17 protein-coding genes and 1 tRNA gene are annotated in these 15,583 nt (G+C 61.1%); 8 read left to right on the top strand and 10 right to left on the bottom strand.

Annotated elements, in window-relative coordinates; genetic code table 11:
• Positions 1-31: 31 nt before the first annotated feature.
• The 3 genes from ESZ53_RS06320 to ESZ53_RS06310 form a co-directional block, all read right to left on the bottom strand.
• The gene (locus tag ESZ53_RS06320; RefSeq protein WP_129072050.1) at positions 32-622 is read right to left on the bottom strand and encodes a YdeI family protein; all 591 of its coding nucleotides are present in this window, start codon (positions 620-622) and stop codon (positions 32-34) included.
• Between the two features lie 55 nt (positions 623-677).
• Positions 678-896: a hypothetical protein gene (locus ESZ53_RS06315; protein WP_129072049.1), complete on the bottom strand. Its 219-nt coding sequence runs from the start codon at positions 894-896 to the stop codon at positions 678-680.
• 91 nt (positions 897-987) lie between these two features.
• Entirely contained in the window at positions 988-1,554 is a 567-nt protein-coding gene (locus ESZ53_RS06310) for a helix-turn-helix domain-containing protein (RefSeq protein WP_129072048.1), read from the bottom strand.
• A gap of 141 nt (positions 1,555-1,695) precedes the next feature.
• Here ESZ53_RS06310 and ESZ53_RS06305 point away from each other — a divergent pair, with 141 nt between their 5' ends.
• A complete protein-coding gene (locus tag ESZ53_RS06305) occupies positions 1,696-2,736 on the top strand; it encodes an alcohol dehydrogenase catalytic domain-containing protein (protein ID WP_129072047.1) in 1,041 nt (346 codons plus the stop codon).
• Between the two features lie 219 nt (positions 2,737-2,955).
• Positions 2,956-3,996 carry a zinc-binding dehydrogenase gene (locus ESZ53_RS06300; RefSeq protein ID WP_129072046.1) on the top strand — a complete coding sequence of 347 codons (1,041 nt, stop codon included), beginning with the start codon at positions 2,956-2,958 and terminating at the stop codon, positions 3,994-3,996.
• 18 nt (positions 3,997-4,014) lie between these two features.
• Here ESZ53_RS06300 and dapC read toward each other — a convergent pair whose 3' ends face one another.
• A complete protein-coding gene (dapC, locus tag ESZ53_RS06295; RefSeq protein ID WP_129072045.1) occupies positions 4,015-5,115 on the bottom strand; it encodes a succinyldiaminopimelate transaminase in 1,101 nt (366 codons plus the stop codon).
• 498 nt (positions 5,116-5,613) lie between these two features.
• A tRNA-Thr gene (locus ESZ53_RS06290) sits at positions 5,614-5,687 on the bottom strand.
• Between the two features lie 36 nt (positions 5,688-5,723).
• Between ESZ53_RS06290 and ESZ53_RS06285 the strand changes: the two genes are divergently transcribed.
• A complete protein-coding gene (locus tag ESZ53_RS06285; RefSeq protein WP_129072044.1) occupies positions 5,724-6,695 on the top strand; it encodes a DMT family transporter in 972 nt (323 codons plus the stop codon).
• Here the strand turns inward: ESZ53_RS06285 and msrB are convergent.
• Positions 6,692-7,090, bottom strand: coding sequence for a peptide-methionine (R)-S-oxide reductase MsrB (gene msrB / locus ESZ53_RS06280; protein ID WP_129072043.1), 399 nt, complete (start codon positions 7,088-7,090; stop codon positions 6,692-6,694). The genes ESZ53_RS06285 and msrB overlap by 4 nt on opposite strands.
• A gap of 53 nt (positions 7,091-7,143) precedes the next feature.
• Here msrB and ESZ53_RS06275 point away from each other — a divergent pair, with 53 nt between their 5' ends.
• The gene (locus ESZ53_RS06275; protein WP_246837406.1) at positions 7,144-7,602 is read left to right on the top strand and encodes a GNAT family N-acetyltransferase; all 459 of its coding nucleotides are present in this window, start codon (positions 7,144-7,146) and stop codon (positions 7,600-7,602) included.
• The gene (locus tag ESZ53_RS06270; protein WP_129072042.1) at positions 7,602-8,438 is read left to right on the top strand and encodes an HtaA domain-containing protein; all 837 of its coding nucleotides are present in this window, start codon (positions 7,602-7,604) and stop codon (positions 8,436-8,438) included. Before ESZ53_RS06275 ends, ESZ53_RS06270 begins: the two co-directional genes overlap by 1 nt.
• A 7-nt stretch (positions 8,439-8,445) precedes the next feature.
• Here ESZ53_RS06270 and ESZ53_RS06265 read toward each other — a convergent pair whose 3' ends face one another.
• Positions 8,446-9,552, bottom strand: a complete 1,107-nt coding sequence (locus tag ESZ53_RS06265) for a hemin ABC transporter substrate-binding protein (protein ID WP_129072041.1) — start codon at positions 9,550-9,552, stop codon at positions 8,446-8,448.
• A 132-nt stretch (positions 9,553-9,684) separates the two neighbouring features.
• Here ESZ53_RS06265 and ESZ53_RS06260 point away from each other — a divergent pair, with 132 nt between their 5' ends.
• The 3 genes from ESZ53_RS06260 to groL all read left to right on the top strand — a co-directional run bounded on the left by ESZ53_RS06260 (position 9,685) and on the right by groL (position 12,478).
• Positions 9,685-9,975, top strand: coding sequence for a DUF3263 domain-containing protein (locus tag ESZ53_RS06260; RefSeq protein ID WP_129072040.1), 291 nt, complete (start codon positions 9,685-9,687; stop codon positions 9,973-9,975).
• 12 nt (positions 9,976-9,987) lie between these two features.
• On the top strand, positions 9,988-10,584 hold the full coding sequence (locus ESZ53_RS06255) for a LytR C-terminal domain-containing protein (RefSeq protein WP_129072039.1): 597 nt from the start codon (positions 9,988-9,990) through the stop codon (positions 10,582-10,584).
• A gap of 265 nt (positions 10,585-10,849) precedes the next feature.
• A complete protein-coding gene (gene groL / locus ESZ53_RS06250) occupies positions 10,850-12,478 on the top strand; it encodes a chaperonin GroEL (protein WP_129072038.1) in 1,629 nt (542 codons plus the stop codon).
• A gap of 233 nt (positions 12,479-12,711) precedes the next feature.
• Here the strand turns inward: groL and ESZ53_RS06245 are convergent, their stop codons facing one another.
• From ESZ53_RS06245 to ESZ53_RS06235, 3 genes are all read right to left on the bottom strand, one after another.
• Positions 12,712-13,002, bottom strand: a complete 291-nt coding sequence (locus ESZ53_RS06245) for a WXG100 family type VII secretion target (RefSeq protein ID WP_129072037.1) — start codon at positions 13,000-13,002, stop codon at positions 12,712-12,714.
• 39 nt (positions 13,003-13,041) lie between these two features.
• A complete protein-coding gene (locus ESZ53_RS06240) occupies positions 13,042-14,763 on the bottom strand; it encodes a HAMP domain-containing sensor histidine kinase (RefSeq protein ID WP_129072036.1) in 1,722 nt (573 codons plus the stop codon).
• A gap of 91 nt (positions 14,764-14,854) precedes the next feature.
• Positions 14,855-15,547, bottom strand: coding sequence for a response regulator transcription factor (locus ESZ53_RS06235; protein ID WP_100388384.1), 693 nt, complete (start codon positions 15,545-15,547; stop codon positions 14,855-14,857).
• Between the last annotated feature and the right edge of the window lie 36 nt (positions 15,548-15,583).

The raw sequence follows: 15,583 nt of genomic DNA, 5'->3' as shown, positions 1-15,583 counted from the left end.
CACCCGCTCGTCCGAGCCGCCAACTAGTGGGCTACGGCCGCGGCTTTGGCTGCGCGTAGTGGTGCTCGCCCACGGCGCCTCGCTCGACCACGTCGCGGATGCGGGCTGCCCGCACCGCCGGCGTCTTGATGCCGGTGAGCCGCGCGCAGATCTGAAAGCGCACGCTTCGGGTGAGGCTGGCGTGAAACTCGGCGGACGCTGGGTTCGCGTCGAGCGCGGCCTGCAGGTCTGGGGGAGTCGTCATATTCTTCTGGCTGTAGGCGGCATCCCAGCGACCGTCCGCTTCGGCGCGTTCCACTTCGGCGAGGCCGCCGGCGCGCATCGTGCCATCCGCGATGAGGCGCGCAACATGGTCGCGATTTACTTGAGACCACGGGCTGTTCTTGCGGCGCGGAGTGAACGCTTGCAGTGTGTAGTCGTTGTCGAGGCGCAGTGATTGGCCATCGATCCATCCGAAGCACAGTGCAACGTCGAGGGCTTCGCTCCAGGTGATCCCGGGCGCTTTCGACAGCTTCTTTCGAAGCTTGAGGCGCACTCCCTCGGGCGACGGAGCGTCTTCGAGAAACGCAGTCCATTCGGCAATTGTGGGCTCAAGAATGGGCTTGTCGGCAAAGCTGGCCATGTTGTTGCTGCCTTTCGGAGGGGTGACCACCGGTGACCCGGTCGTGATCTTTGGCTCAGTTGAGGCGGGGTTTCTCCGGACGTGGAGGAGCGGTCGGCAGACCGACACTGAAAATCCGGTCGAGCAGCGCAATTGTGCGGTCGGGGAGCGCATCACCGGGGTAAAAGTTTTCGTATAGTTCCTCAGCGGCCGCAACGGTTGCGATGCCGTTGAGGGAGAGCAGCTTTGCGATATCGTCTGGATCTCGGCCGGGCCGCGCCGCTGCGAGCTTCATTGAATGCAAACGTGCGATAGCTGCCGCTCCTGAACCGCACGAACGAGGTCGCGCAGACCTTCGATTAGATCATCGCGTTCTAGCTGCATCCTTAGACACTCTCCAGCGTCGCGCGCTCGAGCAACACATTTCTCCGCAGAAATTCTTCGGGAACGTTTGCGATATCCGGCGCGAGATCGTAGTCGCCCAAGTGCGATGACAGCGGGGATGCGAGGGTGCGTATTGGCGAATTGATCCATGCCGGTTTGGGGGATGAGGCCACGCTTAGTCGGTGATCGACTAGTGCGGCTAGTGCGGCATCCCAGAAGTGGTTTGTGGTGGTGGCGGGCTCGCTTGCGCTGAGAAGAATGCGGTCGATGTCGGTTGCGCGCGCGAGACTGTCAGAGAAGTCAAGGAATGCGCGAAGTGCTGAGTTGCGGGATGTCGCTGTGGCGATGCGTTCGGCCGTTTCTGTTGCGTCAACGCCAGAGGCAGAGACGGCAATGAGGCGGTGTCCGGTCTGGCGGAGCAAGCGTTCCAAGGTTTCGACGGTGGGGTTCCTCTTGCCGCTCTCGATTGAGGAAACGTTGGGTTGGCTGATGTGTGAGCGTGCAGCGAGCGCGCCCTGCGTGACACCGCTTGCACGGCGGGACAAGCGGAGCAGGGACGATGCGGTCATTAGAACCTCCAGCACGATTATATCGAATTAGATATATCTGTCTACCGGATGTCTCTACAGCGTGGCGACCGCGGCACTACTCCTGCTCGCTGAACGAAGACTGATTCGTCGCGCGGGGTCACACAGGCGTTGAATAGACCCATGCGAGCAACTTACATTTACGGCGCCGGCGATGTCCGCGTCATCACGGCCCCCGACCCGAAGCTCATCGAGAGCACTGACGCGGTCGTTCGCATCACCCGCGCGTGCGTGTGTGGCAGCGATCTGCACCCTTTCCATTCGATGCCGGCGGATGCGGATGCTCGCCCCATCGGTCACGAGTTCATCGGCGTGGTCGAAGAACTGGGTAAGGACGTTGCCACTCTCAAAGTCGGCGACTTCGTCATTGCCCCATTCGCGTACTCCGACGGAACGTGCGAGTTCTGCCTCGAAGGGCTCCAGACGTCGTGCATCCACGGTGGCTGGTGGGGCAGCGGCGACATCACTGGCGGCCAGGCCGAAGCCGTGCGCGTGCCCTACGCCGACGGAACCCTCGTGAAGGTTCCCGGCACCGTTGACGAGTCGCAGTATGCGGGTCTCCTCTCGCTCTCTGACGTGTACGCCACCGGCTGGCACGCCGCCTACAAGGCTCGCGTGGCACCCGGCCAGACCGTTACCGTGATCGGCGATGGCGCAGTCGGCCTGCTCGCCGTGCTCTCGGCCAAGCAGATGGGCGCCGAGCGCATCATCCTCATGGGGCGCCACAAGGCACGTACCGATCTGGGTCTCACCTTTGGTGCGACGGATGTTGTAGCCGAGCGAGGCGAAGAAGGTATCGAAAAAGTGCGCGAACTTACCGGCGGCACGGGAAGCCACGCCGTTCTCGAAGCGGTCGGCTTCATGCCCGCCTACGAGCAGGCCCTCGGCGTCGTACGCGCGGGCGGTGTCATCAGCCGTGTCGGCGTTCCCCAGTACGAGGATGCCCCGGTCGGACGTCGTAGCCTCTTCGGCAAGAACGTTGGCCTTGTCGGCGGGGTGGCCCCTGCTCGCGCCTACATCGAACAACTGCTGCCCGGAGTGCTCGACGGAACCGTGAACCCCGGCCTCGTCTTCGACCAGACCGTGAAGCTCGAGCAGACCCCTGACGGCTACACCGCGATGGATGAGCGCACCGCTCTGAAGGTGATGGTTGACCCGACGTAGCGGCCGCGCGGGATGCCGCCGGCGAGCTCAGGGTCAGATTTGCGAATGCTGAAGACGTGATGCGCCTACTGAAGACGTGATGCGCCTACGGAAGACGTGAAATTCCCTGCCCAAGTTCAAAGAATGCCCCGTGTACTCTGGTGTCGTCAGCCGGTCGCGCGCTCACGGATTCCCGAGGAGAGCGACCTCAGCCGCAGGTTCATTGTGTGAGGTAACTCTATGAAGGCAGCATTTCTCTACAGCGCGGGCGATGTCCGAGTCGAAACGGTTGCGGATCCCGTTATCCAACAGAAAACGGACGCCATCGTGCGGGTGGTCCGTGCCTGCGTCTGTGGGTCAGATTTGCACCCCTTCCACACCCGTAAGGCTGGCCCGACCGCTGCTCCGATGGGTCACGAAATGGTCGGGATAGTGGAGGAAATTGGCTCCGAGGTCTCCACGGTGAAACCAGGGGACTTCGTCGTCGCCACGTTTACCTACCAGGACAATACCTGCGTCTTTTGCCAAGAAGGTTTCCACACCTCCTGCCTCCACGGCGGTTTCTACAACAAACCTGAGGTCGGCGGCTTCCAAGCGGAATACGCACGGGTGCCACAGGCAGACGGCAGTCTCGTGGCTGTGCCGGGCGTCGACGAGAAGAGTGAACTGCTCCCGTCGCTCCTCGCCCTGTCCGATGTCTACCTCACGGGGTACCACGCCGCGCATATGGGGCGAGTCGGAGCAGGTAAGACGGTGACGGTGATCGGTGACGGCACCGTCGGGCTGTCTGCCGTCTTGGCGTCCAAGAAGCTCGGAGCCGATCGGGTCATCCTCATGGGGCGCCATGAGTCGCGCACTGATATCGGTGTCGAGTTTGGGGCCGACGAGATCGTGGCCGAGCGCGGAGAAGAAGGGGTAGCCCGGGTGCGCGAACTCACCCGCGGCGAGGGGAGCCACGTCGTCATCGAGGCGGTTGGCCACTTCCCGGCTTACCAGCAGGCCCTGGGGTCCGTCCGCGTGGGCGGCACGATCTCCCGGGTAGGCGTTCCGCAGTACTCCGAAGCGCCAATCGGATGGGGTTCGCTCTTCAGCCGCAACATTACGCTCACAGGGGGACCTGCCCCCGTGCGCGCCTATCTCGAACCGGCGATCAAGGATGTGCTCGATGGCGCGATCACTCCGGGCCGCGTCTTCGATCGCGTGGTGAGTATCGACGAGGTGCCGCAGGCTTACAGCGCCATGGATGCCCGCGAAGCGTTGAAGGTGATGATCGCCTTCTAAGGCGCGGGAAGTCTCTCGCTAGCGGGACCACGACCGTAGCGAGCTGATCGCCTGGTCGAGGTACTCATCCCGTACCGTTATCGCGAACCTCACGAATTGCTCGCCGCTCGCTCCGTAGAACTTGCCGGGGGAGACGAGGACGCCGATTTCGGCGAGCTCCATGGCTGTATCCACGCCGCTTTTGCCCAGCGTGGCCCACAAATACAGGCCGCTTTCCGATCCCTGAATGCGGAATCTGGCAGCCTCCACGGCAGAGCGAAGACGCTCGAGTCGGGCGGTGTAAAGAGCGCGTTGTGCGGCAACATGCTCGTCGTCAGAGAGGACTGCGCTGAGCACTCGCTGCACGGGCGCCGGCACAATGAGTCCCAGGTCGCGGCGTCGTGCTGCGATTTGAGTGATCAGTTGCTCGTCCCCGGCGACCATGCCAGCACGGTACCCAGCCATGTTCGACTGCTTGCTAACCGAATAGGAGGCGAGGACGTTGCTCTTGTCGTCACCAACAACCCTCGAGTCGAGGATGGACGGTATCCGCTGCCCGTCGACCTCGTTCAACACCGCGTAGCATTCGTCGCCGACGATCACCGCACCGAGTTCACGAGCTCGCGCGACAGCGCGTCGCAGCTCCTCAACGGTCAGGGTCTGGCCGTCGGGATTGCGAGGGGAGTTCAGCCAGATGAGCTTGGTCGTCTCGGGCCACAGGGCGGGATCGTCTTCAGCGACGACGTCGGCCCCCACAGCTAGTGCCCCTGCGTCGTAGGCGGGATAGGCGAGCTCGGGGCGTACTACGACATCGCCTGCACCCAGCCCGAGCAGGAATGGCAGCAAACCTAACAGCTCTTTAGACCCGATCGTGGGAAGCACCTCGCCCCGAGTAAGGGCGACTCCGCGGACGCGACCGAACCAATCCACCATCGCGTCGCGCAGTTCGACTACTCCAATGGTGAGCGGATAACCCGGCGCGCCACCCGCGGCTGCCAGCGCATCGATGAAGACCTGCGGCGTCGGGTCAACGGGAGAGGCGGTCGCGAGGTCTGCGAACCCGCCCGGATGGGCGACGGCGCGCCGACGAAGCTCCGCCTGAACATCCTTCGATGAAGGAATCAGGGAAGTCGGAGGCAATAGGCAGGCGATCACGCTGCAACTCCGGAGCGATCGAGTGGGAGCACCAATACTGCCGGGGGATCGGTCGATCGGGCTCCGATGTAGTTGAAGAAAGCGTTCATGTCGTTCACTAAACCAGCGCTTTCTATCAATCTCATGGGCGCCAACAGGCGTCCAAGACGAATCACCGAGCTCGTGACCGCACGGTTTTCAGCCGACGCTGCGAGCTGTCGAGGCTGCGATTCTGGATCAACGGGTGAGGCTTGGATCATGCGAACGCTGCCGATTTCGAAGATCAAGGAGCGTCGGAAGGAGCTTGGGCTGCAGAGAAGGGTTCGGCTTCGACCAGTCAGTGAAGCTCGAACAGACCCGCCGGCTACGCCACGATCGATGAGGGTGCCGCCCTCACCGTGGTGGTCGACCCGACATGGCGGCTCGACATCGACGACTGGTTAAACAACAATGTCGAAGGCCGTTAGGGTTAAAGCAACCCCGACGGCCCTCGACATTCTGTTGGGCCTCCTGTCGGATTCGAACCGACGACCCCCGCTTTACAAGAGCGGTGCTCTAGCCAGCTGAGCTAAGGAGGCTTGGGCCAACGCCCTATTTTAGACATGAATGCACCCATGCTCCCAACCACACCCCGAAGTCGGCGTCGTGCGCTCGCGGGAATCTTCGCCGCAATTGTCGCCGGCGGCCTCGTCGCAGCCCAAAGTCGCATTAACGGCGAGCTCGCTGTAGAGCTTCACGACTCCACTCTCGCCGCGCTAATTTCCTTCGGCTCAGGCCTACTTATTCTCACGCTCATCGTGCCATTCGTGCCCACCGCTCGGGCTGGTTTCCGTACACTCCGCACCGAAGTAACCAGCAGACGACTGCCCTGGTGGTACCTCACCGGGGGAGCGTTCGGCGCTTTCTTTGTCTTGACTCAGGGTCTCGCAGCCACCGCGCTGGGCGTCGCACTCTTCACCGTGGCGGTCGTCGCAAGTCAAACGATCAGCTCCGCCGTAATCGACCGCGTCGGAATCGGCAGCCTTCAGAAGCGACCGGTCACGGTCTTGCGGGTGGCGGCATCCGCCCTCGCAGTGGGGGCAGTAATTTTCTCGGGCCTGGCCGACTTGCGACTCGACGGGCCGTTCCTGCTCGTGTTTTTGCCGTTGTCAGCCGGATTCGGGATTGGCTGGCAGCAGGCCATCAACGGTCACGTGCGTCATGTGACGCGATCGCCACTCACGGCCACGTACGTCAACTTCATCGTCGGCACCTCGGTGTTGGCGATCGCAGCGATCTCCTACGGCTTTGCGAGTGGCTGGCAGCACACCTTCCCGACCGACCCCACGCTGTACATCGGCGGCGCGATTGGTGTGATCTTCATCGTGGTTGCAGCGGTGCTGGTGCCGATAACGGGTGTGCTGTTCTTTGCCCTCGGATCGATCGCCGGCCAACTCATCGGGGCGCTCGCGCTCGAAATTCTTTTGCCTACAGACAGCGATGGGGTGGCACCGACCACCGTAATCGGTGTGGTGCTCACCCTCATCGCTGTGGCGATCGCGTCACTCTCGAGTCAACGACCGCCTAAAACTCTGCTGTCGAATTAGTCCTGTTCGTCGAACTCCAACGAACTCGAGTTCAAGCAGAAACGGTCACCGGTCGGAGTCTGGTGGGCGTCGTCGAACAAATGTCCGAGGTGTGAACCACACGTGGCACACACAACTTCGGTGCGCACCATTCCGAGAGAACGGTCTTCGCGAAGCTCGACGGCATCCGGATTGATGGCTTCATAGAAGCTGGGCCATCCCGAACCGGAATCGAACTTGGTGTCGCTCTTGAAAAGCTCAGCGCTGCAGGCGCCACAGCGGTAGGTGCCCGCACGCTTCTCGTCGAGAAGGGCGCCAGACCACGGACGGTCGGTTCCGGCTTCGCGCAGCACTGAGTACTTGATTCCGAGCTCATCGCGCCATTGCTCTTCGGTCTTTGTCACCTTGTACGTCATGTGGTCTCCTCTATTCGTGAGCTTTCGCTGCTCAGTACATTAAACTCGGGGATGTGACTATTGATTCCGTGATCGCCAAGTCTTGGGGCGAATTAACAACATCCGAGCTCTACTCGATCATGAAACTGCGCACTGACGTATTTTTTGTTGAGCAAAAAGTCGACGAGACCGAACTTGATGACCGTGATCAAGAGGATGCCACCCGTCACTATTGGATCGCTGACGACCTCGGAGTCGCCGCCTACATCCGCGTCCTCCACAACGAAACCGCGGAATACCTCGATGGCCACTGCGTCATCGGTCGCGTTGTGGTGAGAGATGATCGCCGTGGCCAAGGTCTCGCGCAGGTCATCATGAAGCGCATCGTCGACGACTACAACGGCCAGGCCATGATGCTGCACGCCCAGGACTACATCGTGCCGCTCTACGCCAAATTCGGATTCGAATCCTTTGGCGAGCTATACGAAGAGGCCACCATCATGCATCAGTCGATGTACCGTCCCGCCCAGTAATGCGCCGCCTCAACGTCTGCTTGCTCGGCCCCGCCGCGCTCGTGGTCACCGCCGTCGCCATCGCACTGACGCCGATGACAAGCAACGCTGCGGTTCCGGATGCCGCGGGCGCGAGCCTTGCACACGCGAATATTGCACCCGCCGATGCCACCCTTGCCGCCGACTCCGCCGTGTGTGATGTGTCGGATGCCGCGATCACCTGGGGCGTCAAAGAGTCGCTTCGGTCGTACATCAGCGGCACGATTGCTCACGGCGAGTGGGCTGTCGGCGACGGCGCCACTTACGAAACCCCCAATTTCGGTTGGGCTGCAGGCTCGGGCGAGCTCGACGCGGGCGAAGGTACGATCGCGTTCGACGGAACGCTTCGCTTCACGGGGCACGACGGCATCCTTGACACCACGCTCAGTGGGCTAGAAATTGTCTTTGACAGCACCCCGACAGCAGTCCTTATCTTCGATGTTTCGGGGACCACTCAAGATGGTCTCCCCGTGGATGCGGTCGACGTGAAGTTCGCCACGATTGACGTCTCAGCGATCTCGGTCGACGACGGCACAGCGGTGCTCGACAGTGCTCCAGTGACGCTCACCGATGCCGGCTCCGCTGCTTTCGGAACCTACCCAGCGGGCGAAGAATTTGACCCGATTACTGTGAGCTTCAGCGCAACGCCCGAGTGCATGCCTGAACCGCGCGCGACCTACCCGGTTGTGGCCCGCAACCTCATGGTGTTGGCGTCCGTTATCGTAATTGTCGGTGGCGTCAGCGTGGTCTTCTTCGTCAGCCGTCGTCGCGGGACTGCTCGCACGCTCGAACCCACGAAGGACAGCAGCGACAGCTGAGCGCGATTTAGGAGCCGGAAGTCGGCGCGTAAATTGCGCGAGCCAGCGCATCCAGCACGGTGACGGTGCGGGGGCCGAAGCTCAGGATCTCGCCGTCATCCATCTCAACGAATCGTTGGTTCATGCCCGCCTCGGTGAGAGCCACTGCGGGCCGTGCTTCGAGCAATCCGCTCACGCCACCCACGCTTTCGAGACCGCCGGTCATCACCAAAATGAGATCGGGGTTTGCCGCGACCATCGCCTCGTCTGTCATCGGACGCATACCTTCGAGGCCAATCTCGGCCGCAACATCCACCCCGCCCAGAGCGTCGATGAGAACATCGGAGCCCGACTCTTGGCCGAACAAGTAATACACCCCCGAGGTGCCCCTCAAGTAGAGGAACATCATGCGTAAACGCTCACCGGAGGGCACGATTTCGGCGATTTCGGCAATCTTTGCGTCGATCTCGGCAGTCAATTGTGAACCCAGAGCTTCACCAGCGGCCGGAGCGCCGAATGCAGCGCTCGTTTGCCGCGCCAGCTCGGCAACGCCATCCACGGACGCCTCGGTGTCGACAAACACCACGGGAATGCCGGCATCCCGTAGCTGCACCACAACGTCGATCGGGCCAATCGACCCATCTGTCAGCACAAGATCGGGGCGCAACGCCAGAATCGCCTCGCTATTGACGGTATGAGCGTTCGACGTAATTACAGGCAATTCGGATGCCTCATCAAACGTCGTCGAGATATCTCGCGCCACGAGAGAATCGATCAAGCCCAACCCGGCGATCGTCGCCGCGATCGACCCTGAAATATCCATGGCCACCACGCGATCCGTCGACAGCACCGTCACGGGAACATCGCCCGACAAATCATGGGACATGACGGTTACCGGCAACGACTGCGCGGGCACTTCATCCGGAACGGAAATACCGGAAGTCGGAAGCGCCGCCTGCACGAGCCCGCTGTAGTCCTTCGCCTCGTTCAACACCGTCAACGACGACAGCGGAGAGGAGAGGTCAGCGGTCACGGTCACTGCAGCAGTCTGCGCAATCGGTGAAGCCGAGCATCCGCTCGTAGCCAGCAGAACGCCAGACAACACCACAGCAGCAGTGAGGAGTCGGGTGCGCATAGAAACCAATCGAAGAAAGGGGTACTAAGGCAATCCTAACCTCGAGCGGCGCCGAATGGGCTCCCAAGCCGAGTCGCTCGACAAAGCCACACGGCCCACGCCCTAGGCTTACCTACACAATGGAGGTAGGCCGTGTCAGAAAACGAAAACGAAAACGCATCACGCCCCGCCACCGGCCTGTCTGAGCGCGACACCGCCATCCTCGACTTTGAGCGCGAATGGACCCGCCACGTCGGCGCAAAAGAAGAAGCAATCAGCTCCCAGTTTCACGTCTCCAGTGCGCGCTATTATCAAATGCTCAACTCGGTAATCGACACTCCCGCAGCCGTACGATACGATCCCATGCTGGTCTCGCGACTGCGCCGCACTCGAGACAAACGCACGCGCACCGTGCGCACCACCAGTCACCACAACGAAGAATAGACAGACTAAGCAATGGCGAGTTATCCCAAAGACCGATTCGACGAACTGCCCGACGACGTCGAACGCATTGGTGCGCACCGTGGCCCCAAGCGACGCGGGCGCGGCTGGATCAGCTTCGCCTGGGCTCTACTCGCCACCGGTGTACTCGTCTTTGGCGGCCTCTTCGCCCTCAGCCAATACCTCGATGACGACCTCGGGCTGCCCTTCTTCGCCAGCCCCGAAGAGACCATCGCCACCCCAGAACCCACCGCAACCGTTGCCCCGGTCACCGACCCCACCACCATTGACCCAGCACGTAAAATCACCATCGACGTGCTCAACGGCACCGCTGAAAGCGAACTGGACAGCACCGTACTCGACGAACTAACCGCCGCAGGCTGGCCCACCGGCAGTGCCGCACCAGCCTCCGACCGTGCCATTGAAGTCACCTACATCTACTACAGCAACGAAGCCGACGAAGACGTCGCCGCCGGGCTCGCAGCAACCCTCGACCGTGGAGAAATTCGCCTCGTAGAAGCCGACGTATTCCCCGCGGCTGAAATCACCATCGTCATCGGCGCCGACTACCTCGCACCGGCCACAGCCGCAACCGAAGAACCCACCGAATAGCGCACGACCAGGCGAAGTAAGCACCTCACTCACGCACACAACCGGGCGCTCCACGCTGACGCGGGCGCAGCCGCAGCGGGTGCGCTGTGCTGTCTTGCACTCGCCCCTGTCGAGTGCGCTGTGCCGTCTTGCACTCGCCCCTATCGAGCGCGCTGTGCCGTCTTGCACTCGCCCCTGTCGAGTGCTAATTTTGACCTTGGCACTCGCATAGGCTGAGTGCCAACTTATTCGCTTGTACGACGTCCGGGAGGGACGAGAAACACACATGGCAAAGATCATTGCTTTCAACGAAGAGGCCCGTCGCGGCCTCGAGCGCGGCCTGAACATTCTCGCTGACGCCGTAAAGGTCACGCTCGGCCCACGAGGTCGCAACGTAGTTCTCGAGAAGAAGTGGGGCGCTCCCACCATCACGAACGACGGCGTATCCATCGCCAAAGAAATCGAGCTCGACGACCCGTTCGAAAAGATCGGTGCAGAGCTCGTCAAAGAGGTAGCAAAGAAGACGGATGACGTTGCCGGAGACGGAACGACAACTTCTGTTGTTCTCGCTCAGGCTCTCGTTCGCGAAGGCCTCCGCAACGTTGCTGCGGGTGCAGACCCCATCAGCCTCAAGCGCGGTATCGAAAAGGCAACCAACTCGGTCATTGAGGCACTCATTGCGAGCGCCAAGGAGATCGAAACCAAGGAAGAGATCGCGGCTACCGCATCCATTTCTGCTGGTGACCCCGAAATCGGTGCCCTTATCGCTGAAGCGATCGACAAGGTCGGCAAGGAAGGTGTTGTCACCGTTGAGGAGTCGAACACGTTCGGCACCGAGCTTGAGCTCACCGAAGGTATGCGCTTCGACAAGGGATTCCTGTCGGCATACTTCGTCACCGACCAGGAGCGTCAAGAAGCGGTCTTCGAAGACCCTTACGTTCTTATCGTCAACGGCAAGATCTCGAACATCAAGGATCTGCTCCCCATCGTCGACAAGGTAATCCAGAGCGGCAAGCAGCTGCTCATCATTGCTGAAGACGTTGACGGCGAAGCGCTTGCAACTCTCGTTGTGAACAAGATCCGTGGCATCTTCAAGTCGGTTGCCGTCAAGGCTCCCGGCTTCGGTGACCGTCGCAAGGCTCAGCTCGCTGACATCGCCATCCTCACCGGTGGACAGGTCATCTCCGAAGAAGTTGGACTCAAGCTCGAGAACGCCACTCTCGAACTCCTCGGTCGCGCCCGCAAGGTCGTTATCACCAAGGACGAGACCACGATCATCGAAGGCGCTGGTGAAGAAGAGGCGATCGCAGGTCGCGTCAAGCAGATCCGCGCCGAGATCGACAACACCGACAGCGACTACGACCGTGAGAAGCTCCAAGAGCGTCTCGCCAAGCTCGCCGGTGGTGTTGCAGTCATCAAGGCTGGTGCCGCAACTGAGGTTGAACTCAAGGAGCGCAAGCACCGCATTGAGGACGCAGTTCGTAACGCAAAGGCAGCTGTTGAAGAGGGAATCGTCGCCGGTGGTGGCGTGGCTCTGATTCAGGCTGGCAAGATCGCATTCGACAGCCAGGCAATGGCTGACTTGGTCGGCGACGAAGCAACCGGAGCGAACATCGTTCGCGTTGCTATCGACGCTCCGCTCAAGCAGATCGCACTCAACGCTGGCATGGAGCCGGGTGTTGTCGCTGACAAGGTTCGCAACCTCGCTGTAGGTCACGGTCTCAACGCGGCTACCGGCGAATACGTCGACATGCTTGCTGCTGGAATCAATGACCCGGTAAAGGTAACGCGCTCAGCTCTGCTCAACGCATCGTCGATCGCTGGTCTGTTCTTGACCACCGAGGCCGTTGTCGCTGACAAGCCCGAGAAGAACCCGGCACCCATGGGTGACCCGTCGGGCGGCATGGACTTCTAAGTCCACCGCTTCACACCGCTTCACACCGCTTCACTGAACAACACAGAATGGGCGTCTCCTTCGGGAGGCGCCCATTCTGGCGTTAAGGCGTTGCCGCGAGACAACAGCTCAGGCAACTGATTGCAGCCTCCCGGAGCATCTCGCTGCAGTGCGCGTACATGTGCACATGCACGCTCAGCATGCAGGGTTGCGCACCGCGCTGTGTGATCCGCCAGCGAGGGCTGTGTTGCGGGCTAGCGGGAGAAGAGACGTGCGTTAGCCGCTTCAATCTCCGCGTACTGCTGGCCGGCTTGGCTCAGCGCCGTATTGATGGCAGCGAGATTCTCCTCGACCCGCTGCTGGGTGGCTTTCCAGTCGGTCACGACCGTCGAGAACGCCGTGGCTGCCTGGCCCGTCCACGACCCTTGCAGGTTCGTGAGTTGTGCATGGAGCCCTGCTACCTCGGCTTGGATGCGGCCAATGGAATTCTGTACCGCTCCGGTGGCGCTGAGAACGGCTTCGCTATCTACTTGGTATCGAGTCATAACTCGACGATAGATTCTGGCGAAAACTTCGCGCCGCAGCTATTCGGCTTCCGTCACTTCTTTCGCGACAACCTTGCTGGGGAGGAGGGGAAGTTCCACGCGGAAGGTTGCACCGCCGCCCGGGGTCTCGAGCGCTTGAACGGTCCCCTTATGGGCGCTGACAATGGCCGACACGATAGCGAGCCCCAGTCCACTGCCGCCAGTGTCGCGGTTACGTGAGCTGTCGGCGCGCCAGAAGCGCTCAAAAACCTTATTGCGAATCTGCTCCGGGATGCCCTCACCATGGTCAATGACCGACAGCACAGCGACGCGGCGTTCGTGATCGACACCGACGCCAATCTCTACGGGGGTGTCGCTGGTGAAGCGCAGCGCGTTCGTAACCAGGTTCGTGAGCACCTGACGGATCTTGTTCTCTTCTGCCATGACCACGGCATTGAGATCGTTCGGCACCGGCGCAACTGCCTGCGTAATCCGTGCAGCAGCTTTTGCCACTGCGGCAGACTTCTTGCGTGAAGCAAGACGCGAGAGGCGCGCACCAGCAGCGGCGATTGACCCGGTAGCAAGAGCGGCGACGCCGCGCGCAGGGGTGGCGGGATGAGGGTCCGAGCTCTCGGGAATGGTGATCGCCGTTGTGTCGGTGTCCTCATCTTCGTCGAGGAGTGGTTTCACGACGGCATCGGAGTCGATGCGAGGATTCGTATTGATCACGGTGACGACTCGGCCGGTGGAGGCGCGAGCATCCATCGCAGCATCGTTAGCGAGGGGGAGAAGGTCTACTTCGGTGAGCTGGGGCGGCTTAGTTCCGTCGATGCGCGCCAACTCGAGAAGGTCTTCGACCAAGCCGCCCATGCGGATGGCTTCCTTCTCGATTCGCTCCATAGCTTGAGCGACATCGTCAGGTTTGGTGATGGCGCCCATGCGGTAGAGCTCGGCGTATCCGCGAACTGTGACGAGTGGCGTTCGAAGTTCGTGGCTTGCATCGCCGACGAAGCGGCGCATTTGGTCAATAGTGCGCGCGCGGTCGGCGAAGGCGCGATCAATCCGACCCAGCATCGAGTTAAGGGAGCGATTGAGGCGCCCGACTTCGGTGTTGGGGGTGGCCACAGACAATCGTTGATCGAAGTCGCCATCGGCGAATCGCGCCGCTGTCGCTTCGACTTCTCGAAGGGGCGCGAAGGTGGAAGTCACCAGCAGTCGAGTAAGAGCCCCGCCGACAATGACAACTGTTAGTCCGAAGAAGAGAAAAATTGCGGCATATCGAGCAACGATCGCGTTCGAGTCACCCAAGTCTCTCGCGATCACGATCGTGACGAAGTCAGTTCCGATCGTGCTCATCGCGGGATAGGCGATAACCCTCCACTGGCCCCCGATGGTGGAGCTCGGCAGTGTGAACTCGCTCGTCTGCGAGCCAGCGACAGCGATCGTAAGCCCGTCAAGAACGGGGCGGGCGGCATCCTCGTCGCGGCTATTGCAGCGCATGCTGCCGTCATGATTGAGCACAGCGAAATACAGATCGTTGGGAAGTCGTGAAACGCTGCACTGCGGGTCGAGCGTCGTGCCGGTGTACTGGATGGTGCCGCCGAGATCGTCGGCCGCCGCGCTGATCTTTTCGTCAGTTTGCTGCAGCAGGTAGTCCCGCAGCACGGCAGCGGTGCCGACGCCTGCGACGAGGAGCCCCATGGTCAGCAGAAGCACCGTGACTCCGGTGACCTTCGTGCGAAGCGAGATGCGGCTCCACGCGTCGGGGATGTTCTCCTGCATGATCTGAACGGTACCTTGCGTGGCTGGGAATGGGGAACAAATATGGCCAGCTCGACGCCACAGTTGGTGTCGAGCTGGCCATCAGAGATGGTTACGGCTTAGCGGCCTTCAGCATGTAGCCGAAGCCACGCTTGGTCTGAATGATCGGCTCTTCGGTGTGCTGATCCAGCTTGCGGCGCAGATAGGAGATGTAGCTCTCTACGATGCCGGCGTCGCCGTTGAAGTCGTATTCCCAGACGTGGTCGAGGATCTGAGCCTTTGAGAGCACTCGGTTGGGGTTGAGCATGAGGTAGCGCAGCAGCTTGAACTCGGTGGGGCTGAGCTCGATCTGTTCGCTGCCGATCGACACTTCGTGAGTGTCCTGGTCCATGGTGAGGTCACCGGCGCGGATGATCGTCTCTTCGTCATCCTGCATCGTGCGACGAAGGATTGCTTTGATTCGAGCGACGATCTCATCCAGGCTGAACGGCTTGGTGACGTAGTCGTCGCCGCCGACGGTGAGACCCATGATCTTGTCTTCGGTGTCGTCCTTAGCCGTCAAGAACAGGATGGGGGAGGTGTAGCCCGAAGCGCGAAGGCGTTTGGTCACCCCGAAGCCGTTCATGTCGGGCAACATCACGTCGAGGATGATCAGGTCGGGTTCTTCTTCAAGAACTGCCGAGATGGTCTGTGCCCCGCTTCCTACCGCACGCACTGCGAAACCTGCGAAGCGCAGGCTCGTGGTGAGAAGGTCGCGAATGTTGGGTTCGTCGTCAACAATCAGAATCTTGGGTCCGTCAGCCATGAAACAAGTATCTGCATGTTTCCTGAACGTTGACTG

This window comes from Salinibacterium sp. UTAS2018 (assembly GCF_004118935.1).
Classification (GTDB): domain Bacteria; phylum Actinomycetota; class Actinomycetes; order Actinomycetales; family Microbacteriaceae; genus Rhodoglobus.
The sequence above is the reverse complement of the archived record's forward strand: the minus strand, read 5'-3'. Positions and strand labels throughout refer to the sequence as shown.